This window comes from Dyella kyungheensis, from assembly GCF_049913195.1.
Classification (GTDB): domain Bacteria; phylum Pseudomonadota; class Gammaproteobacteria; order Xanthomonadales; family Rhodanobacteraceae; genus Dyella; species Dyella kyungheensis.
In genome coordinates this window covers 469560-493352 of the sequence record NZ_CP183983.1, presented here as the reverse complement: position 1 = coordinate 493352, position 23793 = coordinate 469560, and the positions used below count along the sequence as shown (strand labels likewise).

The window sequence follows — 23793 nt, the reverse complement described above, 5'->3', positions numbered from 1 at the left end:
GAGATCGTAGCCGGAAGCGGCCGCTCTCGGCATGGTCAAATCCTTCGACCGTGCGCAAGGCTGATTCGATTCACGTGGTCGAACGGGCCGACTATTCAGTGACGTCCGCCTTGGACATGGCAACGATCTGGGCAAGAGCGTCGCCGTCGAGCACGCCCTGCCAAACGTGTCTGACCTTGCCATTGCGCCCAATCAGGATCGTCGTCGGGGTGCCGATGATGCGAGCCATGATCGTCGAATCGAGGGACGCGGTAACCAGTTGCTCGCTGGGAATGTGATGTTCCGACGAAACCTTCTGGTCGAATTTGCCGGTCACGTCGAAGTAAGTGGTATCTACGCCAGGCCCCAGATCCTCGATCAAGGCATCCCACATGGGCCAGTTCTTCTTGCAATACGGGCAGTCCGGACTGAGGACCAGCAGAAGCCGGTCGTGCGTCGCATCGGGACCGAACACCAATGGATGAGCAGCGCCTTGCGCACTATGAACTGCAATGGGCGAGATCGGCGCGTCCAGTGTGGGCAACTGGATGGCCTGGTCGATTTTATGCTGCTGAATCAAGTCATGATTGATGTACAGCAGATACCCATTTGAACCAAGTAAAGCGGTGCAAAGCACGCACAGAAAAAGGATGGCCCTATTCATTATCTGCACCTCGCATCCGTATCGGAAAATGCAGCGCCAGTTGTCCATGACGCGCCCATGCCATGCAGCCACAACCTGAAACCCCGCGGCTGACAAACAGCCGCGGGGCCGACACTCATTGCAATGGATTCAACCGGGTGCCAGAAATCTACAACTACATCTGGACGCACCAGTTATTGAGGCAAGCAACAGGTCCACATGTGGCCCGATCACATGACTGCACATTCAAGCAGCCGTGCGAACAGGACAAGGGCCTGGGGTGATACGTGCTTGCTGCGACCATGGCCGTTCCTCCCACCATAAACAGCGTAAGAGTGCCAAGGACCATCATTAGAACCTTGCTGCGGAGCTTGCTAGTCGCCATCGGACAACCCCTTGCTCGTGAAGGTTAGGCACGATTACTCCGGGAATTGAACACGGGCAATAACATTATTCGGAAACTGTGACTCGATAGACACAAAGCATATACTTAAGTAATCGAGATTTAATCTGTTCGAAGCTAATTAGTGCTGGCCCACAAAGACATATTCGTCAAAACGGGCACTGATAATGGCTGCGCTTTCGTAAATACCTACGCGCCGTTAATCCTGCGTCGGACTACTGGTGTCGCTAATAACATAGCCATATTCGTGCAGATACCACAGGTATTCACGCCACTTCTCGGTATCACCTGGATCCTGGCTTAGCTACCGGAAGGTTTATGGGTCTCGGAAACCAGAGCGGCGATATCGGATTCCGACATGGCATTCAGATCCTGATAGGCGGCATCCGTGACCTTCTTGTCGCCCTGGCCTTCGCCATGAAGCGCGTACCCGTCTTCGTCGGCAATGAACGTGAAGCTGAAACGAACCGCCTTGTTTGCAGGCGCGGATACGATGAGGACGGATTTTCCATCCTCGCAGCCGTACACCAGCCATGGCGTTTTTCCGTACTGCTTCCCCACCGGACCCGTGACGCACTTCAGCTTTGGCGCTGCCGAAGAGGCCTGCGCCGAAATGGGCAGCAGCGCTGCGGCCGCCCACATGAAAAGCGTGCTACCTCGCGTAACAACCCCCATCGTCTCCCCCCTGTATTGCCATCGTTGAACGCCGATAACGAGCATAAGTGCCGCGATGCCGGCAGCGTCTCAGCCGTTGCGGCTTCAACGTATCCTGCGCAGATGCCCGCTTCGCAGTCCAAAGCGGACACTCTCATGATCATGTCGGCCCGAAATCGGGCCGACGCGTTCCCTCTTCCCGCCCGGGCCTTTACTTGCGCGGCGCAATGATCTCGCTGAGATAGTCGGGCTTGCCGTCGATGCGCACGAGGTGCGGGTATTGCAGGCCGTCGTGGTAGTCCACGGCGACGTTGCGGATGGCGCCCTGGTATTTCATCAGCAACTGGATCGGCGCCTTGCTGGTCTTGGCGGCAGCAATGGCGTCCTTCAGCACGTCCTTCGAATAGTCCTGGCCATTCACGGCAACGAGCGTGGCGCCGGTGGTGACGCCCGCCTTGAAGGCGGGGCCGTTCCAGCGCACGTCGTTGACCTGGCCCTTGTCGTTCATGGTCAGGCCGATCGACCAGGCGAAGTTGTACAGGTGGCGCGAGGGTTGCGAGCGGCTGTTGTATTGCGCTTCGAAGTCGCTCTCCTTGTCGGTGTAGACCAGCTTCCAGCCGGTGGCGGCGAGACCGTCCTGCAGCGGCGGATTGAGCGTGTCCACATGGGCCTTCAGGTAGCTCGCCCAGTCGTAGGGGGCCACACCATTGAGCGCAGCGACCACATCGTCGAACGTATAGGTCTTGGTGACGTAGCTGCCGTTGTCGACGCCGAAGAACGCTTTAGCGAAATCGTCCAGCGATTTGCGGTCCTGCGTAAGCGAACGCAGCTTGGCATCCACGTCCAGCCACATCATCTGGCCGCCACTGTAGTACTCCTCGCTCATCTGCCAGCTGCGGAACGGCAGGCTGGAGCGGCGTGCAATGGTGGGATCATTGGTGGTGTCTTCGAGCGTGCGCCACTGGAAGCCCACGCGGTTGCGCTCGTAGTTGGCGGCGGTCATCGCCAGCGCGTCGCGGAATTGCTGCGGCGACCATATGCCGGAACGCGCCGTGAGCACGTACCCCCAATACTGCGTCTGGCCTTCGTAGACCCACAGCAGCGAATCGCCCATCGGTACATTGAAGTTGGGCGTCCACAGATCTTCGGGGCGGCGGAACTTGCCGTTCCACGAGTGCGCATACTCGTGCGCGAGCAGGTCGCGATCGGGCGCGGCATCGTTCCATGCGGTGAAGTAGTCGGCATCGAGGCCATCCTCGCTGGACTGGTGATGCTCGGTGCCGTTGCCGCCCATCTGGTCGGAGAGCGAGAACAGGAAGTCGTAATGGTCGTAGTGATGCGAGCCGAACAGTTTCAGAGCCTGCGTGACCAGCGCGCGATGCACCCTCACCTGCTCCTGCGACATCTCCAGGTATTTCGGCGCATCGGCAAACACATCGAGATACACCGGCGCATCGCCTGGCGAGGTCAGATCGACGCGCTTGAAATACTGCCCGGCGTAGACCGGCGAATCGACCAGGTTATTGAACGTGACCGGCCTGAAGGTGACGGTGTCGCCCGACTTCGATGCGGTCTCCAGCGCAGTGCCCAACTGCCAGCCCTTCGGCAGGGTCATGCTTGGGGCATAAGTGATGCCGCGCGTGAAGTAGCCCGCGGGATAGAGCGAGACCTTGCTCCATTCCATGTCCATCATGCGGTCGGTGATGTCGAAGCCTTCGCTCTCGGTGCGGCCGGAGAGGTACTGGAAATCCACGTCGATGGACGACGTGCCCTCGGGCACGTCGAGGTGAAAGGCGAACACATTGTATTTGTCCCGCTTCCAGGCGATCGGCTTGCCGTTGGCGGTGACCTTCAGGCCGGCGAGCATGTTGATGGGCCCCGTCGGCGAATGATCGCCGGGAATCCATTGCGGGTAGAGCAGCGTCAGCGCGCCTGCTTTCACCGGCACGCTTTCGTGCACGCGGAAAATGCCCTGCGTGGTGTCGCTCGCGTCGACATGAAGCGTCACGGTGCCCGGGTATTTTGCATCCTGTGGCGCGGGTACGTCCTCCGTACGCGCCTGCTGCGCACCCGCTGCGGTAGCAGCAAGTCCCATCGCCAGCGCCACGGCGAGGCGACCCAGCCGGCGAGGCGCGGTCGGGCGGAGAAGAGGACGACGGGACATAGCGGGCTCCGGAGGGCAAAGGTGGTGCGGCAAGTTAGCACCTCCAATTGCTGGGTACGGCCAGGACGAACGGCAGGGTCGCGGCGGAAGGACAACCGCTCGAACGGCGGTGACGGTTGGCGAATCGGGTGGCATGCGGCACGCGATTGGGGGCTTTTCGGCGTCAGAGGGGTCGCCTTTGGGGCGCGGCACAAGGCTGGCCGCCAATCCCCCCATTCCGGTTGGGCGGGGAAGCTGATTGGGCGACAGCGGGCACTCGTGTATAGGGTTTTCGAGGCCCATCTGGATTCCACCCCCAACAATGTGCGGAGTTTTCTTGCGCGAAGCGTACAGCCCTGTTTTTAAGCCAAAAAACGCATCTTTTTGCGAAAAAAACCCGGCCGAAGAAGCGTGACCAGGGTCAAATTTCGACGTTCAAACGACTGTTTGAGCGGCTCGTTACGCGACGACAATCGCGTAAGCAGTTGTCTCAATTGAAACTTACACATCACTTACGAAAATCGTTGACTTTTTGTGAGGGACGCGTCTAAGTTCGGTGACAGGCGGCAGGGGGACCCGCAATTTCCTGCTCATTTGTGAGGGTTTTCGGAACTGTCCATCGGACAGCGCCGCGGGGATCTGCGCGCCTAAAGAAAGCCAGGACGACGCCTGGCTACACAACTCAGTCGATCACGTCGTTAGGGGAGCTAAAACGTGAAGCATTTCGGAAATAGCAAGCTGTCTGTTGCCATTCGCCTTGGTCTGACCATGGGCGCGCTCGCAGTGGCGGGTTCGGTGTTCGCTCAGGACGCCAGCACGCCAGCTCAGGCCAATCCTGATTCGGCCAAGAAACTCGAAACCATCACGGTGACCGGTTCGCGCATTCGCAGCGTGGACGTGGAAACCGCGCAGCCCGTCATCACCATGACGCAGGCCGATATCCAGAAGACCGGCCTGACCAACGTCGGCGACATCCTGCAGAACCTCACCATCGCCGGCCAGCCGACCTTCAGCAAGGCCGCCGTGCTGCTGAGCAACAGCGAGGAAGGTGGCCAGTACATCAACCTCTACAACCTCGGCGAAAACCGCACGCTGGTGCTGGTGAACGGCAAGCGTTGGATGACCAGCCTCAACGGCTTCACCGACCTTTCCACCATCCCGGCTGCGTTGATCGAGCGCATCGAAATCCTCAAGGACGGCGCTTCGTCGATCTACGGTTCCGATGCCGTTGCCGGCGTGGTGAACATCATCCTGAAGGATCGTTTCAACGGCGCGGCCGTGAGCGGTTCGGTCGGCCAGAACGAAGGTGGTAACGACGGCACCCAGCAGGCTTACTCGTTTACCGTGGGCAACACCACGGACAAGTCCTCGATCGTGTTTGCAGCGACGTACAACAAGACCGGCGCCGTATGGGCGAAGGATCGCGACCTCACCAAGTACTACGCTGAATTCGATCGCACTGCTGGCTATAGCGCCACCGGTCCTTGGGGCCGCTTCACGTACGACGGCAACACGTACGTCCTCAATCACACCGGTGATCCGAACAACATTGGCGTGGGTGCCGACGCGCGCGACATCAACAACTATCACTACGCCGCGAAACCGTCCGACGCGGTTCAGCCGAACGACTATTTCAACGCAACGAACCAGATGATGGAGCAGCTGCCGACCGAGCTGAAATCCATCTTCACCGAAGGCAGCTACAACCTTTCGGACAACGTGACGTTCAAAGCCACCGGCATGTATGCCGAGCGCAACTCGTCGACCCAGACCGCCGGTTACCCGCTCACCAGCACCAGCCAGCCGAACTTCCCGGTCTACCTGAGCGCCGACAGCTATTACAACCCGGTCGGTAACCAGTACCAGGCCAATGGCTCCGATGTGTCGTTTGCACGCCGCATTACCGAACTGCCGCGCGTCACCAGCGAAAGCGCGAAGTCGCTGCATTTCGATGCCGGCTTTGAAGGCAGCTTCGACTTCCTCAGCCATCCGTGGAACTGGGATGCCGGCTTTACGTACAACAAGTACGACATCGACAGCACGGGTACCGGCAACATCAACCTGCTCAACCTGCAGCAGGCGCTGGGTCCGTCGTTCCTCAACAGTGGCGGCGTCGTGCAGTGCGGCACCCCGGCCAACCCGATTGCGCTGAACCAGTGCACGCCGTTCAACATCCTCGGCGGCCCGAGCGCGTCGAACAAGCAGGTGTTGAACTACATCATGGCGCGGGAGCAGGGCACCGAGCAGAACATCACCAAGGACTTCACCGCCAACGTCACCGGCGGCTTGTTCGAACTGCCGGGTGGTACCTTCAGCCTCGCTGCCGGTATCGAGCATCGCAACAACAGTGGCTACGAAACGCCGGACGAAATGGCCAGCGCCGGTTACACCACCGACCTCGCTGCCGGTCCGAGCGCCGGTTCGTACACCACCAACGAAGCGTACCTCGAGCTCAACGCGCCGCTGCTGAAGGACCTGCCGGGCGCCAAGTCGCTCGCCCTGGACGTCGCCAGCCGCTATTCGCACTACAGCAACTTCGGCAGCACGGTGAACAACAAGTACAGCTTCACCTGGTCGCCGTTCGACGACCTGCTGGTGCGCGGTACATTCGCCAAGGGCTTCCGCGCGCCGACGCTGGGTGACCTGTTCGGCGGCGGTTCGCAGACCTTCGATCAGTACACCGATCCCTGCGACGTCACCTACGGCAGCACCGGCAACCCGACCGTGGCCAAGAACTGCGCGGCAGCCGGCCTGGGTCCGAACTTCCACCAGACCAACAACGCTGGCGCCCCGGTCACGGGCCCGAACACGCAGAGCTCCACGCCGTTCATCGCCGGTGCCGGCAACACGTTCCTGCAGCCCGAGCACAGCACGACCCGCACGTTGGGTCTCGTGTACAGCCCCCACTACGTGGACGGCCTGAACATGACGCTCGACTACTACGACATCAGGATCACCAACGTCATCACGGCGATCGATGCGAACTACGTGCTTGACCAGTGCTACCAGTACTCGGTGCAGGAGTTCTGCTCGGCCTTCCAGCGTGATGCCAACGGTCAGGTGATCAACCTCAACCACGGCAACGCCAACCTGGGCTGGATCGAAACCACCGGCTACAACTTCGGTGCAAGCTACCGCCTGCCGTCCTTCTCGATCGGCCAGTTCATGTTCAATATGAACGTGAACTACCTCGACGACTGGAACCAGGCCAGCGTCAATGGCGGCCCGGTGATCAACTACGCCGGTCAGTACGGCTACAACCACTGGCGCGCGAACTTCGGCCTGGACTGGAACCGTGGCAACTGGGGCGCCACCTGGGGCATCCGTTACTACGGTGCGTTCATCGATGACTGCTGGTCGGCCGACCCGGTCATCCACTGCAACATGCCCAACTACACCAGCGTGAACTGGGGCGACAGCCCGGGCGCCAACCGCATGGGCGCTACCGTGTTCAACGATGCACAGGTGCGTTACACGCTGCCGTGGAAGGGCACGATCGCTTTTGGTATGCGTGACATCTTCGACAAGCACCCGCCGAACACGATCGACGCCAACGCGCTTGGCTTCAACTCGTCGGGTACGGTCGATCCGACGCTGGACCTGGGGCGTTACATCTACCTCCAGTACAACCAGTCGTTCTAAGCGACACGTAAAGGGCAACACCCTCCCCGCAACACGTTGCCGGGGCTCCGCAAGGAGCTCCGGCTTTTTTATGCGCGTTTATGGGAGGAAGTGAAGGCTATCGAGTCGTTACAGCGTGGCGCTGCAGTCACATGCATTGAAGATTGCGCGTTGCAGCTAGCACTCAATGCTCAAGCGATCGGCCGTGTCTCCGGCATGGTCAGCAACACCGGCAGGACCGCCAGCGCTATCACCGCAATCATCGCGCCGGGCACGGCGGCCCATCCGGTCAGCTTGATCAGAAGTTCGGCCAGGAACGGACTCACACCGCCGAAGATGGCAGTGGCCACCGTTACGCCCAGGGCCAAGCCGCTCAGCCTGCCCTCACCGGGAAACTGTTCGGCGGTCGCCGGTGCGCCCACGGCGCTCACCCCGCCGGCGACGCAAGCGAGCACCACGGCGCCGGCGACGATCTGCGCCAGCGATCCGTTCGCCATCAGCGCGAACATGCTCGACGGCAACACGGCACACAACACGGCGAGTACGGCCAGCACGGGTTTGCGTCCCACGCGATCGGACAGCGTTCCCACCGAGGGCGTCACGAGGATGACCGCCACCGCGGCAATCGTTGAGAGCGTGAGCGATTCGCCCTCGCCCAGGGTGCCGGTGGTGCTGAGAAAAACGGGCACATAGGTGATGCCCACGTAATAAGTGATCGATCCCAGCGCCGAGATCGCAAAGGTGCGCCATATCGCAGCGCGGTGATGCGCCAACGTGTCGCGAACCGGCGATGTGGGCACGGTGCCGCGGGCTTGCTGCCGCTCGAAATCCGGCGACTCCTGCATGGTCGAGCGCGCAATCCAGATGCTCGCCGCGAGCGCAGCACCCACGAAGAAGGGAATGCGCCAACCCCATGCATCGAGATTGTGCTGGCTCAGCAGGCCGACCGTGAGCGCCGACACCCCCACCGCCAACAACGCGCCGATCTCGCTGGCGGCGGAAGCCAGCGAGGTCACCAAGCCGCGATGACGCCTAGCCGCACCCTCGAGCAAATAAGCCACGACACCCGTGTACTCGCCGCCCACGGAGAAGGCCATCAGGCAACGTAACAGCAGCAACAGATAGCCCGCCGCCGGCCCGATGCGCTGGTAGTCGGGCAACAACGCCGTGATCAGCATCGCCAGCGTCATCAGCGCCATCGACATCAATAAGGTGTGCCGCCGCCCCAGCTTGTCGCCGATGATGCCGAACATCAGCGCACCGAGCGGGCGCATCGCATAGGAAATGGCAAAGCCCGCCAGTGTGGCGAGCAGCGATTGCGCGCCGCCGCCGAAGAAGACCCGCGACAGCACCGTGGCGAAATACAGGTACAGGGTAAAGTCGTACCACTCCACCACGGTGGAGAGTCCCGCGATCACCATTGAGGCGCGGGTCATCGGCGTCCCACGTTGCGCCGCTGCCTTCATCCACACCCTCCCGCCGTGTCGTCATCGCGCCGCCGGCGCTGGCAGACCCCGCCAACGCCTGGCTAACGGCCCGAACCATATCAGCAAGCGGCTGGCCGCAACCCGCCGTGGCTTTTGGAAAAGGCCATGCATATAGGAAAGCAGCGGCTGCGCGAGCGGAGGACGATGTCACCCATGCACTGATCCTCCGTGCACGCGGACACCCCATCACTTCTTCTGGAGATATGTCATGAATGTCAAAGCAATCATCACGGGCATCGTTCTGGCGGCCGCCGTGGCCGCACCGTTCGCCACCATGGCGCAGGACGGCGGCCCGGTCGTGGACATCGGCTATCGTCACGGCAACCTGCGCAATGCACAGCAGAACATCGTGCAGGCGTGGCAGCTGGTGAGCGATGCGCAGATCGACAACGACGATCGTCTTGGCGGCCACGCCGCGCGCGCCAAGGCGCTGCTGACCCAGGCCGACGAGGAACTGCGTCTGGCTGCCGATGCCGCCAACCGCAACCACTGGTGAGCCGATGGTCCGCACCAAACAAAGCGCCCGCGGGTTGAACGCGGGCGTTTTGCGTTGCGCGTGTCATGAAGCGGACCTGCGCAGGATCTATGCCGAGCGACGCGCCTCGCCACGCACGCGTGTCGTGGGTGCGAACAGTCCATTCGCTTCGCCCACCGACAACATGTTGGCGCCCATGGTGTCGAAACGGCCTTCCTTCAGTGCCTCCTTCGCGATGCGTGCGAGATGCGCCAGCACCGCCTGCATCGTGCCGCAACCCAGGCTGATCCGACGCACGCCCAGCTCGCGCAAGGTCGCGGCGTCCGGCGCACCGGGATAGCCCACATAGATGTTCAGCGGCACCGGCAACACTGCGGCGAGCCGTGCGATCTCCTGCGTGTCCGCCAGGCCGGGAACGAACAGGCCATGGGCGCCCGCCTCGACGTAGGCAAGGGCACGCTTGCGCGTTTCCTCGAAGCGTGCCTCGCCGGAGAGACCGGGCGTGATGTAGGTGTCGGTGCGTGCATTGATGAACAACGGCACGCCGCGGTGCTCCGCCACCGCGCGGATGCAGGCGATGCGCTGCGCGAGCACGCGCGCGTCGGCAAGCCGGCCCGTCACCGGATCCTTGCCATCCTCGATATTGATGCCGACTACGCCCAGCTGCAGCAGTGCGCCAACCAGTCCGCCGGTTTCTTCCGCGTCGCTGCCATAGCCGCGTTCGATGTCGACCGTCAGCGGCACGGACACGGCGTCGGCGATGCGGCGGCATGCGCCGAGCAGATCTTCCAGCGTCATCTGCTCGCCATCGGGGTAGCCCAGCGTCCACGCCATGGCAGCGCTGCTGGTGGCGATGGCCGGGGCACCGGCATTCTCGATGATGCGGGCACTGGCGGCGTCCCAGGCATTGGGCAGCACCAGCGGTTCAGCGGCGGCATGCAGCTGGTGGAAGGCCTGCGCGCGAGCGATCTGTTCGTGATTCATGGGGTTGGGCCTGTCAATGCCCGCACACCGGGCGCATCAAGGAGACCATTCGCCAGCCGGACCCGCTGTCAGAATCTTTAGCTACTCGCTCGGCATGACGGATCGCATGCGCCAGCCCTTGCTATGCTCGGCACCTGCCCCCGGACGAGTGCTGCCGGCCCGATCATGTCGAGTTTCACCAGCCAGGTCTTGCTGTCGACGGAAACGTTGACGCTGCGCGACGTGCACTGCAGCGGCACTTGTCGCCATCGCAGCGCGGAGGAATGCGCCGCCTCGACCCAGCTGGTGTTTCCCTATCGCGGGCTTTATCTCCGCCACGTCGCCTCCGACCAGACCGTGGCCGATGCCAACCATGTGCTGTTCTTCAATGCGCAGCAGGGCTATCAGGTCAGCCATCCGCTGGATGGTGGCGATGCCTGTCTTTCATTGGATGTTTCCCCCGCGCTGCTGGCGGAGCTGGCGCCCACGGCATGGGTTCATGCGGGCGAAGGCACCGTGTTCCGCGCGCAGTCGCAGCGCATCGATGCGCGCGCGCAAGCGCTGGTGGCCCTGCTGCGCCACAGTCTCGACCACGGCAATATCGAGCCGTTGGAAGCCGAGGCGCTCACGCTCACGCTGGTGTGCCGGAGCCTGGGCCCGCGCACATCGCGCGCGCCCACGTCGACGCATGCGCGGCGGCGCCTCGCGGATCGCGTGAAGATGTTGCTGGCCAGCGATCTGTCGCGCCGCTGGACGTTGGCCGAGATCGGCGCGGAGATCGGCAGTTCGCCCGTCTATCTGACCCAGGTGTTCAAACAGGTGGAAGGCGTGCCGTTGTATCGCTACCAGTTGCAGCTGCGGCTGGCACGCGCGCTCGATCTGCTCGGCAAGGTGGAAGACCTTTCCGCGCTCGCGGCGGAACTGGGTTTCTCCAGCCACAGCCATTTCGCGAACGCGTTCCGTCAGGCCTACGGCCGTTCGCCTACCGAGTTCCGCCAGGCGTCGCGCCCGGCCTGACGATCACTCGCCTGGATACGGGTGGATGTGCATACCGACCGCGTAGCCCGTCACCAGCCCGGCCGCGAGCGCGACGAGCGTCATCATCCACACGAGCGGATCGATCGCCATCATGCCGATCTTCCAATCGGCCGAGTACGCCATGCCCAGCAGCGTGACCAGAGCAAGCACGAGACCACCCACGCGTGCCCACACGCGCCGTGCGCGTTCGTTGTATGCGTCGCCGGGACGCCAGTTGGCTTCGATGAAATTCACGGTAATTACCTGCACGAATCAGATGCTGTGCAGCTTAGGAACCGTGCGGATCCGCCAACATAGGACGATTCCGAAATTCGCCCCGCTCATGCGTTTCGCTGTCGACGGCTAAAGAATTCGACAGCGCTCTCCGGCACACGCGTGGTCTCCTGAGCCTACCCACTGTTGGGTGACTTCAGGAGAGCTGCCATGAGTGAGAAGACCTGCGCCGCGTGCGATTACCCGCTGGATGACAACGCCATCCAGGTCACCGTCGGCCATCGTGTGGTCGAGGTGTGCTGTCAGGAATGCGCGGACCAGCTGCGTGAAGCCCAGGCCAAGGCCAGCGGCTGAGCCTCCATACGCCTGCCGTCCCCACCAGGCGTGAACAGGCCTGCGTTCCCGGCGCTCGCACTTCGCAGCGCCGGGAAACGTCCACGCAGTTATTTGCGATTAAACCATTCGACCGGCAAGCGGCACCCACGGCACAAATCAAATGAAAGTGATTCTCAATCGCGAATCGATCGAGGCCACTTTTTCGCCGAGGGAGCCCCATGTCACCTATCCAGCATCACCGCTGCACACGCCGCCTGGCGTCTTTCTGTCCGCTGAGCCGTCTTGCAAGCGCCTCGTTGCTGCTCTTCGCACTCGCACCGATGACGCAGGCGCAGGACGCCGTCACGCTGACGCCGGTGTCGGTGCACGGCACGTACGACCAGAGCGATCGTGTGAACAACCCGGACCTCGCTCCTTCGGTGGGCAAGACCGGCACCAAGCTGGAAGATCTCCCCGCCAGCGTGCAGGTCATTCCCCGTGCCTTGATGACCGAGCAAGGCGCGACCATGCTGCGCGACGTGGTCGCCAATGCCAGCGGCATCAACGCGGGCGGCCAGGATTCCAAGGGCTACTTCGACCACTTCCTGATCCGCGGTCTCAACGCGCAGATCTACAGCGAGGGGTTCTCCGATGGCGACCAGCTCAGCGGTCTGTCGCACTCGCTCAATGGCGTGGAGCGCGTGGAAATCCTCGAAGGCCCAGGCTCGGCATTGTTCGGCAGCGGCCCGCCGGGCGGCACCATCAACATCGTGCACTACGCGCCGGCTTCTATCTTTCACTATGGCGCCAGCCTGCAATACGGCTCGTTCGGCAGCCTGACCAACAGCGACTACGTCACCGGCCCCACCGGGGTGAATGGTCTCGATTATCGCGTCGACGCCAGCTTCTCGCACGTGGACGGCTTTCGCGGCCTGCATAGCCATGACTACGAAGTGCGTCCCGCCTTGCGTTGGCTGTGGGGCAACCACATCACCGACGTTGCGCTGGATGCACGCAATATCCATGAAACACCCGATTCGTACGGCATCATCTACTTCGACGGCCAGCCGTTGCGGCATGTATCGATCAATGCGCTGTATTCCTCGCCGTTCACCAGCGCGCATTCGGACTTCGTGCGCCCCACGCTGTCCGACCAGTGGGCGGTGAGCGATGCGTTGACGATCAACAATCGCCTTTCCTACCTGCATCGCACGCTCGACGCCGTGGTGAACGGCGACAGCGCCAGCACCAAGGTAACCAACGGCGAAGTGGTGAGTCGCCAGCTGCGCCAGCAGGATGACAGCGGCGACAGCGTGGACTACCAGTTCGAGCCGGTGTGGAAGTTCTTCACCGGCTCCGTGCATCACACGCTGCTGACCGGTTTCGAATACCAGAACCAACGCCTGTCCACCGAACGCAGCACCGCCGACCTGCCGAACATCATCGATGCGTTCGCGCCGGTGCCGCCGGAAACCTCGCTCGCCGATGTGACGTTCAAGTGCGACGCCAAGCATTCCTGCGACGACGACCGCTTGCGTGCGAACTACTACGGCGTGTACGCCACGGACCAGGTCGATGTGACCGATGCGTTCAAGCTGCGCGCTGGCATACGCCAGGACTGGTGGGATACCTCGCTGACCCCGCGCATCACCGTCCCCGGCCGCTTCGGCACCGATGGCAAGCCGCTGCTCGCCGGCGTGGAAGACTCCCGCAACGATGCGCCGCTGAGCTGGAATATCGGCGCGCTCTACAAGGTGTTCTCGTGGATGTCGCCCTATGTCGGCGTGTCGCGCAGCCATCTCGCCAACTTCAATTCCGAGAACACGCAGAACGGCGTGGGTGCGCCGGAGTCCGCGCTGCAATACGAAGCAGGCCTCAAGTTCGACTGGTTCGACGACCGGCTCGTGCTCAACACCGCCGCTTTCGATGTGAAGCGCGACCACGTGGCCGCGGCGACCACCATCAACGGCGTGGAAGCCGTGGTGTTCGACAGCCAGAAGACGCGCGGCACGGAAGCCTCGCTGGATGCCGCCCTCACCGACCAGTGGCATCTGCTGGCGAACGTCACCAGCCAGGACGCCACCATCACCGACAACCCGCAGGGCATCAGCTCGGTGGGGCACCGTCCGCAAGGCGCGCCCAATTTTCTCGGCAACCTGTGGACCACCTATCGCTTTCCCATCGCGGGCATCGCTGGTTTCCGTATCGGCGGCGGCGTGAATTACCAGGACAAGAGCTACAGCGACCTCACCAACGTCAACGGCATTCCTTCCTCGGTGGTATGGAACGGCCTGCTGGGCTATCAGGCGGCGGTATGGGGCGTGGATGTGAACCTGCGCAACCTCACCAATCGGCGTTACTTCGTGGCGGCCAATGGCGCGGGTGCCTTGGTGGGTGAACCGCGCAGCGCGTTCGTGAGCGTGCATGCGGATTTGTGACGGCGCACGCGTGCCTCGTAACATGCACCGATAACGGAGCGGGGCGGCGGGTGGCCGCGTCGCCTTGTCGCCTGGAAACGAGGAAAGCACGCATGCACGTCACGCGCATCATCGCTCTGGCAGCCCTGCTGGGCCTGCTCGACGCCGTCGCCAGCCCTGCCCTTGCGCAGGACGACGCCATCGGCATCGTCGCCGACCCGTGCACCAGCGAGAAAACGCCCGAGCAGGTGCCGACGGGGCAATGGAACGCCTACCTCTTTGCGCAGGATTTCGGCCAGCTGTGCCACTACCGTGCGCAGAATGCCGAACTGATCAAGGCGGGCAACAAGCCGCGCGTGGTCTTCATGGGCGATTCCATCACCGAGTTCTGGGGCCAGCAGGACGCGGCATTCTTCACCCACGGCAAGCTCGACCGCGGCATCAGCGGACAGACCACGGCGCAGATGCTGCTGCGTTTTCGCCAGGACGTGATCGACCTGCATCCCCAGGCCGTGCACATCATGGCCGGCACCAATGACGTAGCCGGCAACACGGGACCGTCCACGCTCGAGCAGGTGGAAGGCAACATCGCTTCCATGGCCGAGTTGGCCCGGGCGCATGGCATCCGCGTGATCCTGGCCAGCGTGCCGCCGGCCGGCCGCTTCCCCTGGCGGCCCGAGGTGCAGCCGGTCCCCATCATCCGGGCGCTGAATCGCTGGATGCAGGACTACGCCAGCCGCAACGGCTTCACCTATGCCGACTACTACCGCGCCACGGCGACGCCCGAGGGCGCCATGAAGCCGGGCCTGGCCGACGACGGCGTGCACCCCACGCGCAAGGGCTACGCGCTGATGGAACCCCTGGCCGAAACGGCCATCCAGCAGGCCCTGGGACCCGCCCGGTAAACCCTGACCGGCGGTGGGCCCGGCCCTTCTGACGCAGCCGCTTGACCCGGGAAGTTGATCTACAAATAAGAATCATTATCATTGTGTCATTCGCCTCGGGCGAACCGGGCCGTCCGTGGCGGTCCCGGCCACGCTTTCTTCAAGGGTCTCCCCATCATGTCCGCTCCTTTCTCCAGAACCGCGCTTCTGGTTGCGATCTCGTTTGCCCTGCTCGGCACGGCGCACGCCGATGACCAGCCCGACACCCCGGGCAAGGCGGCCCAACCGGAAGACAAGAAGACCCTGGAGGCGGTGAACGTCGTCTACTCCACCACCAAGACCGAAACGCCGGTGGTGGAGATCCCCCAGTCGGTGACCGCCATCACGCCCGACCGCATGGCGCTTTACGGCATGCAGAACCTGGATGAGGCGGTGCGCTACATGGCCGGCGCGGTGGGTGGCAGCTACGGCGCCGATCCGCGCAGCGACTGGATCCTGATCCGCGGTTACGACCCGGCCAAGTTCCTCGACGGCCTGTCTCTCCCCAGTGGCTCCTGGACCGCCGATTCGCGCATCGAGCCCTATGGGCTGGAGCGCATCGAAGTGAACAAGGGGCCGTCGTCGGCGATGTACGGCCAGCTGCCGCCCGGCGGCATGATCGACATGACCAGCAAGCGCCCGAGCCTGGATGCACCGCACGAAATCGAAGCGACGATCGGCAGCTTCGGCCAGAAGCAACTGGCCGGCGACACCGGCGGCCAGCTCGACAGCGACGGCCATTGGCTGTGGCGCGTGGTGGCCCTGGCGCGCCAGGGCGATTCGAACATCAAGCATTCCAAGGACGACCGTTACTACTTCGCGCCCAGCCTCACCTGGCAGCCGGACGACAACACCTCGTTCACCCTGTTGCCGCGTTACCAGCGCAGCCTGTCCGACGGCGTGGGCGGCTTCCTGCCGTCGCAGGGCACGCTGTATCCAAACCCCAACGGCCAGATTCCGCGCGACGTGAATCCGGGCGAGCCGGGTTACGACCATTACTGGAAAACCGACGAGTCGATCGGTTATGCCTTCAATCATCGCTTCAACGAGGTGTGGTCGTTCCGCCAGGACCTGCGCCTGCAGAACGAGAAGGTCGATCACCGTTCGATCGGCAGCCTGGGCCTGGAAGCGGACCTGCGCACGCTCGATCGCTACAACTACCCGCTGGTGGACCACGCCAACGTGTTCGCCGTGGACAACCAGGTCGAGGCGAAATTCGACCAGGGCAGCGTGCAGCACGATGTCTTGATGGGCGTGGACTATCTGCACAGCCGCAACGACTACAAGTCGGGCTTCGGCGCCGCGCCCACCATCGACATCTTCAATCCGGTCTACGGCCAGCCGATTGCGCCGGCACCGTATACGTTCCACACCAACAGCCTGCTCGAGCAGTTGGGCGCGTACGTGCAGGACCAGATCAGCATCGGCAAGTGGGGCATCGTCGCCAGCGGCCGCGAGGACTGGGTCAGCAACGACGTGAAGGACCTGATCGCCAACACGCAGCAGAAACAGAACGACAACGCGTTCTCCGGCCGCCTTGGCGTGAACTACACCACCGACATCGGCCTGGTGCCGTACGTGGCGTACTCGCACTCGTTCAAGACCACGGTGGGCACCACGTTCGATGGCAGCGCATTCAAGCCGATCACCGGCGACCAGTACGAAGGCGGCCTGAAGTACCAGACGGCGGACGGGCGCACGCTGATCACCGGCGCGGTGTACCAGCTCACCCAGAAGAACGCGCTCACGGTGGACCCGGAACACTTGTTCTTTTCGCTGCAGCAGGGCCAGACGCGCACGCGCGGCGCGGAGCTGGAAGCGAATGTCGCGCTGACCGACCACCTGAACATGACCGCCGCCTATGCCTACACCGACGCCAAGGTGACGCATGCGAACGACGCGACGCTGGGCAAGGAAGTGGCCCTGGTGCCAAAGCAGCAGGCGTCGCTGTCGGCCGATTACAACGTGCACGAAGGCGTGCTGGCAGGGCTGGGCTTCGGCGGCGGCGTGCGCTTCATCGGCGAGCACTACGGCGACGCGTTCAATCAGTTCCGCACGGGCGGCTATACGTTGTTCGATGCGAATGCGCACTATGACGTGGAACGGTGGCGCTTCCAGGTCACCGCCTCCAACCTGTTCGATCGCAATTACGTCAGTGCGTGCAATAGCGCGATCTGGTGCTATTACGGGTATCCGCGGGAGATCACGGTGTCGGCGCGCTATCGCTGGTGAGCGCCTAGCCCGCGCCTTGCACTTCTCCCTCTCCCCTGCGGGGTGAGGGGCGGGTGCTCGCGGGAACGTTTGAGCTTTTCTGTGGGAGCGCACTTGTGCGCGACAAACCGACGGAGCGGCACATCCCAGCGTGGCTTGTCGCGCACAAGTGCGCTCCCACATGTTTGCCGGCAACGGGCAGCTATCCCTACTCCTCAAACCTCGGCAAACCCCATCGCCTGCCGCCGCCGATACATCTGGTAATACGCCGGCGTGTGATGCAACTGCACGCCCTCGCATTTCTCTTCGGCCGACGCGATGCGCCCCACGAACAGCGTGTGCGACCCGAACTCCTGGCTGTGCACGATGCCCAACTCGTGCACGCACAGCGCCTCTGCCACCGAGGGAATGGCGAACTCCCGCGAGGGACGCACGGGAAACGGGACCTCGTTCCAATCGTCCAGCGGCCGCTTGTGATGCGCGCTGAGCGCGTAGACGGCAGTCTTCATGCTGGCAGGCATGCTCGACAGCGCAACCCGGCGGGTCTGGCGCATGAAGGGGGCGGAGACGTTGGTGCTGCGCAGCGCCAGCGTATAGAAGCCGCTGCGTTCCAATGGGCCAATCAGATCCATCGGGAAGATGTTCTGGTGGCCTTCCGCCTGCACCGACACCAGCACCACGGGGCGCGGACACAGATACGCAATCATCAGCTGCTGCACCGCCTGAGGCGCCATCAGGGCGTGCTGCGCGGAAGGGTGCTTGCGCATGAGGCGGTTCTGCAGCCACGTATTCCACGGACGATGCGGCCAGCGCAGACAACGATGCTCGCCCGCCTCGACGCGGTAGAGGGTGAGCGAGCTCTGCTCGATGGCAAGCTGCGTGGTCTTCGCCAGTTGCAACGTACCCAGGATCTGGCCCGTGCTGCGATCGCGGTATTCGATCACGGCTGACGGGCCCGCATCGATGCTGGTCACGATCGTCAGCGGCTTGAGCGACGCCACCGCATGATCGGCGGTGACATCGGCCGTTTCATCGTTCCAGCGCAAGGTGGCCGCGACAGACTGTTGCGACGGCGCCACCGCAATCGTCGACCATTGCGGCAAGGGGCGCACGAACGGCCTGACCCAGTCTTTCCACATGTCAGCGCCGCCGCAGCAACAGGAACAGATAGAGCTGGTTGGCCAGGCCCAGACCGCGAGGCAGCACGCGCTCCAGCTGGAAGTGCGGCATGGCCGCGCGCGCCACGACGCGCGGCGCGAAGCGATGGATGCGACTCTCGCTGTCCACCGCATAATGGCCGCGGCGAAGGAGATGGAGCAGGTTCGCGCGCCACCACGCGTAACGCGCATCGGCGAGGTAGTACGGGTTGAGCATGCTGGCCAACACGAAGCCGCCCGGACGAACCACGCGCGACAGCTGCTCAAACAGCGCGTCCTGGTCAGGAATGTGGTTGAGCACCGCAAAATTCGCCGTCACCGCGTGCACCCTGCAGTCCAGCGGCGAACTCACGGCAGCGATGGCCTGGCGCTCGATCTCCTCGCGGCAATGCAGCGCCAGGTAGCCTGAATTCGCCTCTGAAGGCTCGTAGACGTACGTCGGATGGCCCTTGGCCGCGTACACCTTGGCATCGATGCCGGTACCCGCGCCGAAATCGAGCACGCTGGCACCCGGCGGCAACAGGCTCAGCGCCAGCTCCTGAAAGCGGTCGCGCACAAGCTGGACTCGTGGCGAGGCCAGCATGAACTGGTGGTACTGCTCTCCGGTATGCACGTCTTCGTCTACCCTCGCGACTCATCGCTTATCCGGCGCCTGGCGCCGATCGCCCGCCTGGCCGGTGCGGCACGTCGGGTGTCCCGGAGACTTCAGGCGCCCAGTGAAAAGGCTCCAGCGTTCCGTGAGTGCGGGCCCGAGAGCGGAAAGTTGTCTTTTTCCGTCGTTCCAGCGCGGACTGAGACGCCCATGCGGCAGGGTTCGCGCCGCCTGAGGCGCGCAAGCCGGCGGAATGCGGCCTGATCGCCCTGCCCCACGCCCGCACCAAACAGGCGCCCCCGAGCCCCTACCGTGTAAAATGACCGTTTTTTGACCAGTCGTGATCGTGCCAGCACCTCATTGGACGACAGTCCGTGGCCCGACGTTCATTCGCTTGCTTGCACGCCTGACGGACGTTGACGTTGCCTCATCCAAATCATCGCTGTCGGACCGGCTGAGCCATTGGCTGGACTGGACGCACGCGGTCGCGCTGTCCACGGTGCTCGATGGCGAGCACTCGACCGAAAACGGTGCCCCGGGCTTCGGCGACAGCGAGGAGGACGAGTGCGCCCGCACGCGCAGCTCGCTGGCGTTGGCGATTGCCGGGGATCGCGCTTTCACCGAGGAAAGCGATGCACGTGAGACGGGCGATTACACCCCGTTTCGCCAGCGCTACCTCGCCTTGCAGCGAAAGATGCTGGCCACCACCGGCCATCTGCGCGGCCGCCTGCGCGACATGCTGGCGCAAAAGAGCGCCCCGATGGCCCAGCTCGCGGCGGTGGACGCCGTGATGGAACGCGCCCTGAGCCCGCGCGAACAGATGCTGCTGGCATCGGTGCCGGGCGTGCTGGGACAACATTTCGAACGCCTGCGCGAGGCGGAACTTAAAACGCTGGCCGATGCGCAGGCCAGCGAAAGTGCGCCGGCGGCAACGCCCGGCGCCTGGCTCGACGTATTTCGCAGGGACATGCAAAGCGTGTTGCTCGCCGAACTGGATGTTCGTTTTCAACCGGTCGAAGGGCTGCTTGCAGCGCTTCGAACCCGCTAACTGGGTAGTCATGTTCAAGAATCTTCTACATCTCGCCGTGTTCGCGATTGGCCTGATCGCCGTGTGCTGGATCGGTGCCGGTTATGTCGGTTCCAACCCGCTGGGCGCGGCCGTCGCGGGGCTGATTGGCGCCTGCTATCTCGCTGGCGCGATGGAGCTGTATCGCTATCGCCAGGCTACGGCGACGCTCACGCGGGCCGTGACGGATTTGTCCGCGACGCCATCGAGTCTCTCCGACTGGCTCCGCGATCTGCATCCCAGCGTGCGCAACGCCGCGCGCCTGCGCATCGAAGGCGAACGCGTGGCCATGCCGGTGCCGGCACTGACGCCCTACCTGGTGGGCCTGCTGGTGCTGCTTGGCATGCTCGGCACCCTGCTGGGCATGATGGCGACGCTGCGAGGCACCGGCATCGCGCTGGAAAGCGCCACTGATCTGCAGGCCATGCGCGGATCGCTGGCCGCGCCCGTGAAGGGCCTGGGCTTCGCGTTCGGCACCTCGATTGCCGGCGTGGCCAGCTCGGCCATGCTGGGGCTGCTGTCCGCCCTGTGCCGGCGCGAACGACTGCAGGCCGTACAGTTGCTCGATGCGCAGTCCGCCAGCAGCCTGCGCGTGTACTCCAAGCACCATCAGCGCGAGCAGGCGTTCAAGCTCCTGCAGCAGCAGACCGAGTTGATGCCGACCCTGGTCGATCGCCTGCAGGCGATGATGACGGCCATCGAACAGCAGAGCATCGACGCCAGCGAACGCCAGCTGGCCAGCCATGAAGCGTTCCACGCTCGCACCGAGGCCACCTACACGCGCCTCGCCTCGTCGGTGGAAGCTTCGTTGAAGGACAGCGTGGCCGAAAGCGCCCGCGCGGCCTCGGCGGCCCTGCAGCCCATCATGGCGTCGACCATGGAAGGCATCGCGCGCGAAACGTCGACGCTCCACGATCAGGTCACGCAGGCCGTGCAGCAGCAGCTCAGCGCACTCTCGGCTGGATTCGAAACGACCACGACCACCGTGGCCGGCCTCTGGAACGAGGCGCTGGCCGAACATCGCCGCACCAACGAAACGCTTTCGCTCGACCTGCGCCACACGCTGGATAAGTTCAGCGCAACCTTCGAACAGCGCTCGACCGGCCTGCTCGAGAACGTGACGGCGCAACTGGATGCCACCGCCGGCAGCATGGCGCAGGCCTGGACGCAGACGCTGTCCCAGCAGCAGGCGGCCAACGATGCGCTGGCGGCGCGCAACCAGCAGGCATGGGCCGAGGCCGCAACGAACTTCGAGCAGCACGCGACGTCGCTGGTCCGCACGGTGAACCAGTCGCATGCGGATCTGCAGAGCACGCTCGCCTCGCGCGACGAGGAACGACTGTCCACCTGGACACAGACGCTGGGCGCGATGGGCGCCACGCTGGGTCAGCAATGGCAGCAGGCCGGCCAACAGGCAGCGGATCAGCAGCGGGAGATCTGCGACACGCTGGCGCGCACCGCCGGCGATATCTCCGCGCAGACGCAGACACACGCCAGCGAAACCATCGCCGAGATCTCCCGACTCGTGCAGGCGGCATCGGAAGCGCCGAAGGCCGCGGCCGAAGTGGTGGCCGAACTGCGCCAGAAACTCTCCGAAAGCATGGTGCGCGATACCGCCATGCTGGAAGAGCGCAGCCGTCTGCTGGCCACGCTGGAAACGCTGCTCGACGCCGTGAACCACGCCTCCACCGAACAGCGCGAAGCGGTCGATGCCCTGGTGGTCACCTCGGCCGATCTGCTGGAACGCGTCAGCACACGCTTCACCGATCACGTCGAAGCGGAAACCGGCAAGCTCGGCGCCGTGGCCGCGCAGCTCACCAGCAGCGCCGTCGAAGTGGCCAGCCTGGGCGATGCCTTCAGCTCGGCCGTGCAGTCGTTCGGCCAGTCGAATGAAGCGCTGATGGAACGCCTCGAACAGATCGCCGGCGCGCTCGACAAATCGGTGGTGCGCAGCGACGAGCAGCTCGCTTACTACGTGGCGCAGGCCAGGGAAGTCATCGACCTCAGCATGCTGTCGCAGAAGCAGATCATCGAGGACATGCAGCAGCTCGCCAGTCAGCACGCACCGGCCGGGACCGAGATCGCATGATCGACGACATGGACGGCGAAGCCGAGTCCAGCGCACCGATCTGGGCCGCGTTCGGCGACCTGATGTCGGTGCTGCTGGGTGCGTTCGTGCTGATCCTGGTCGGCGTGATCGCCGTGCAGCTGCAGCTCTCCAGCCGATTGGACGAGGAAGTGAAGCAGCGACAGGCCGAAGCGCAGCGTCGCCAGACGCTGGAACAGGCGTTGGCGGTACCGTTGGCGGCGGGCCGCGTCACCCTGGTCAACGGCCGCATCGGCATCCGCGGCAGCGTGCTGTTCGCGCTCAACTCCGATCAGTTGCAACCCGAGGGGCAAGAGGTGTTGAAGAGCCTGGCCGCTCCGCTCGCCGGCTATCTGAAGTCGCGCGACGAGATCCTGATGGTCAGCGGCTTCACCGATGATCGCCAGGTACGCGATGGCAACCACCAGTTCGCCGACAACTGGGAACTCTCCGCTGAGCGCGCACTGACGGTGACGCGCGCCTTGATCGCCGAAGGCGTCCCCGCATCGTCCGTATTCGCGGCAGCGTTCGGTTCGGAACAACCGGTCAGCACGAACGCCAACGACGAAGGGCGGGCGAAGAATCGCCGCGTGGAGATAGCGCCCATCCCGAAGCCGTCGACTTCCAACGTGGCGTCCCATGAGCCCTAGCGGCACGCCTGCCCGCGCCGTGCTCGATGCATGGCGCGAACAACAGGCAGATCGCCTGGACCCGGTTCGCTTCCAGCGGATGGACGCGCTGGAACGGCGCGCGGCGAATCATGAGGGCGAGGTGCGACGCCTGCTGGACGACAAGCTGGCCGCGCTGATCGACAGCTATGCCGGCGATCTCGAGAAAGCCGCCACCGCCGGCAGCGCCAACGCTGCGCCAGCAGCCGGCCGTGGCGCGCTGGTCGAACTGCTTGAACACATCGCCCTTTCCACGGCGACGCGGGACCGCATACTCGCGGCACACAACGTAACGCCGCCCTCCTCCAGCTATCCGACGCTGGAAACACTCGCCGAGTTCAAGAAGATCTGGTCCGCCGTTCGCACCGGCAGCCAGTTGCGGCAGTCGCTGGAGCAGGTGCCCGAGAACGCGGGCCCGCTGAACTCGGGCGCGCTGGTGCACCGCTCGATCGGACTGATGCGCGAACTCTCGCCCGGCTACCTGCAACAGTTCCTGTCGTACATCGATGCATTGTCGTGGGTCGAGCAGATCAACGGCAGCCTGTCGTCGAGCAGCGAGGCACCTCGCGCCGCCAGCCCTCGCAAGCGCAGCAAGGCCAAGTCGCGCACGCCTTGAAAAGGCGCGTTCGTCGAACGCGCGGAACTGTGACGCGGTTGAATCACAACGCAACTTTCTTCGCGGCTGTTTCGCGCTTGGAACCGCGCAGCAATCTCTTGCGCTGAAGATCGCCGGACCCGT

The 23793-nt window shown here is 63.7% G+C and carries 19 protein-coding genes; 11 read left to right on the top strand and 8 right to left on the bottom strand.

Annotated elements, in window-relative coordinates:
- Window positions 1-91 precede the first annotated feature (91 nt).
- The 3 genes from ACN9MB_RS01990 to ACN9MB_RS01980 all read right to left on the bottom strand — a co-directional run bounded on the left by ACN9MB_RS01990 (window position 92) and on the right by ACN9MB_RS01980 (window position 3843).
- Window positions 92-643, bottom strand: coding sequence for a hypothetical protein (locus ACN9MB_RS01990; RefSeq protein ID WP_426270602.1), 552 nt, complete (start codon window positions 641-643; stop codon window positions 92-94).
- 682 nt (window positions 644-1325) lie between these two features.
- Window positions 1326-1667 (bottom strand): hypothetical protein, encoded by a 342-nt coding sequence (locus ACN9MB_RS01985; RefSeq protein ID WP_426270601.1) that lies wholly within the window; start codon window positions 1665-1667, stop codon window positions 1326-1328.
- A gap of 223 nt (window positions 1668-1890) precedes the next feature.
- A complete protein-coding gene (locus ACN9MB_RS01980; protein WP_426270600.1) occupies window positions 1891-3843 on the bottom strand; it encodes a M61 family metallopeptidase in 1953 nt (650 codons plus the stop codon).
- Window positions 3844-4590: 747 nt separating this feature from the next.
- On the opposite strand from ACN9MB_RS01980, the gene ACN9MB_RS01975 reads away from it, so the two are divergent.
- Window positions 4591-7464, top strand: coding sequence for a TonB-dependent receptor plug domain-containing protein (locus ACN9MB_RS01975; protein ID WP_426271872.1), 2874 nt, complete (start codon window positions 4591-4593; stop codon window positions 7462-7464).
- A gap of 170 nt (window positions 7465-7634) precedes the next feature.
- Here ACN9MB_RS01975 and ACN9MB_RS01970 read toward each other — a convergent pair whose 3' ends face one another.
- Window positions 7635-8909, bottom strand: coding sequence for an MFS transporter (locus ACN9MB_RS01970; RefSeq protein WP_426270599.1), 1275 nt, complete (start codon window positions 8907-8909; stop codon window positions 7635-7637).
- Between the two features lie 229 nt (window positions 8910-9138).
- Between ACN9MB_RS01970 and ACN9MB_RS01965 the strand changes: the two genes are divergently transcribed.
- A complete protein-coding gene (locus ACN9MB_RS01965; RefSeq protein WP_204638095.1) occupies window positions 9139-9426 on the top strand; it encodes a hypothetical protein in 288 nt (95 codons plus the stop codon).
- A gap of 87 nt (window positions 9427-9513) precedes the next feature.
- Here ACN9MB_RS01965 and ACN9MB_RS01960 read toward each other — a convergent pair whose 3' ends face one another.
- The gene (locus ACN9MB_RS01960; RefSeq protein WP_426270598.1) at window positions 9514-10389 is read right to left on the bottom strand and encodes an isocitrate lyase/PEP mutase family protein; all 876 of its coding nucleotides are present in this window, start codon (window positions 10387-10389) and stop codon (window positions 9514-9516) included.
- A gap of 165 nt (window positions 10390-10554) precedes the next feature.
- Between ACN9MB_RS01960 and ACN9MB_RS01955 the strand changes: the two genes are divergently transcribed.
- Window positions 10555-11385, top strand: coding sequence for a helix-turn-helix domain-containing protein (locus ACN9MB_RS01955; RefSeq protein WP_426270597.1), 831 nt, complete (start codon window positions 10555-10557; stop codon window positions 11383-11385).
- A gap of 3 nt (window positions 11386-11388) precedes the next feature.
- On the opposite strand, the gene ACN9MB_RS01950 is transcribed toward ACN9MB_RS01955, so the two are convergent.
- Window positions 11389-11640: a hypothetical protein gene (locus tag ACN9MB_RS01950; protein ID WP_426270596.1), complete on the bottom strand. Its 252-nt coding sequence runs from the start codon at window positions 11638-11640 to the stop codon at window positions 11389-11391.
- A gap of 189 nt (window positions 11641-11829) precedes the next feature.
- Between ACN9MB_RS01950 and ACN9MB_RS01945 the strand changes: the two genes are divergently transcribed.
- The 4 genes from ACN9MB_RS01945 to ACN9MB_RS01930 all read left to right on the top strand — a co-directional run bounded on the left by ACN9MB_RS01945 (window position 11830) and on the right by ACN9MB_RS01930 (window position 17506).
- Window positions 11830-11973 carry a hypothetical protein gene (locus ACN9MB_RS01945; protein WP_426270595.1) on the top strand — a complete coding sequence of 48 codons (144 nt, stop codon included), beginning with the start codon at window positions 11830-11832 and terminating at the stop codon, window positions 11971-11973.
- A 200-nt stretch (window positions 11974-12173) separates the two neighbouring features.
- Complete coding sequence (locus ACN9MB_RS01940) at window positions 12174-14372, top strand: TonB-dependent receptor (protein ID WP_426270594.1); 2199 nt, start codon at window positions 12174-12176, stop codon at window positions 14370-14372.
- A gap of 92 nt (window positions 14373-14464) precedes the next feature.
- Window positions 14465-15256 carry an SGNH/GDSL hydrolase family protein gene (locus tag ACN9MB_RS01935; RefSeq protein WP_426270593.1) on the top strand — a complete coding sequence of 264 codons (792 nt, stop codon included), beginning with the start codon at window positions 14465-14467 and terminating at the stop codon, window positions 15254-15256.
- Between the two features lie 156 nt (window positions 15257-15412).
- Window positions 15413-17506 (top strand): TonB-dependent siderophore receptor, encoded by a 2094-nt coding sequence (locus ACN9MB_RS01930; protein ID WP_426270592.1) that lies wholly within the window; start codon window positions 15413-15415, stop codon window positions 17504-17506.
- 194 nt (window positions 17507-17700) lie between these two features.
- On the opposite strand, the gene ACN9MB_RS01925 is transcribed toward ACN9MB_RS01930, so the two are convergent.
- The gene (locus tag ACN9MB_RS01925; protein ID WP_426270591.1) at window positions 17701-18624 is read right to left on the bottom strand and encodes a flavin reductase; all 924 of its coding nucleotides are present in this window, start codon (window positions 18622-18624) and stop codon (window positions 17701-17703) included.
- Window position 18625: 1 nt separating this feature from the next.
- The gene (locus tag ACN9MB_RS01920) at window positions 18626-19255 is read right to left on the bottom strand and encodes a class I SAM-dependent methyltransferase (protein ID WP_426270590.1); all 630 of its coding nucleotides are present in this window, start codon (window positions 19253-19255) and stop codon (window positions 18626-18628) included.
- A gap of 322 nt (window positions 19256-19577) precedes the next feature.
- Between ACN9MB_RS01920 and ACN9MB_RS01915 the strand changes: the two genes are divergently transcribed.
- The 4 genes from ACN9MB_RS01915 to ACN9MB_RS01900 are packed head-to-tail and all read left to right on the top strand — an operon-like array spanning window position 19578 to window position 23670.
- Window positions 19578-20282, top strand: coding sequence for a DUF3348 domain-containing protein (locus tag ACN9MB_RS01915; protein WP_426271871.1), 705 nt, complete (start codon window positions 19578-19580; stop codon window positions 20280-20282).
- 10 nt (window positions 20283-20292) lie between these two features.
- Window positions 20293-22389 (top strand): DUF802 domain-containing protein, encoded by a 2097-nt coding sequence (locus tag ACN9MB_RS01910; protein WP_426270589.1) that lies wholly within the window; start codon window positions 20293-20295, stop codon window positions 22387-22389.
- Entirely contained in the window at window positions 22386-23036 is a 651-nt protein-coding gene (locus tag ACN9MB_RS01905) for an OmpA family protein (protein ID WP_204638084.1), read from the top strand. The genes ACN9MB_RS01910 and ACN9MB_RS01905 overlap by 4 nt, the downstream gene beginning before the upstream one ends.
- Complete coding sequence (locus tag ACN9MB_RS01900; RefSeq protein ID WP_426270588.1) at window positions 23026-23670, top strand: DUF2894 domain-containing protein; 645 nt, start codon at window positions 23026-23028, stop codon at window positions 23668-23670. The genes ACN9MB_RS01905 and ACN9MB_RS01900 overlap by 11 nt, the downstream gene beginning before the upstream one ends.
- Window positions 23671-23793: the final 123 nt, after the last annotated feature.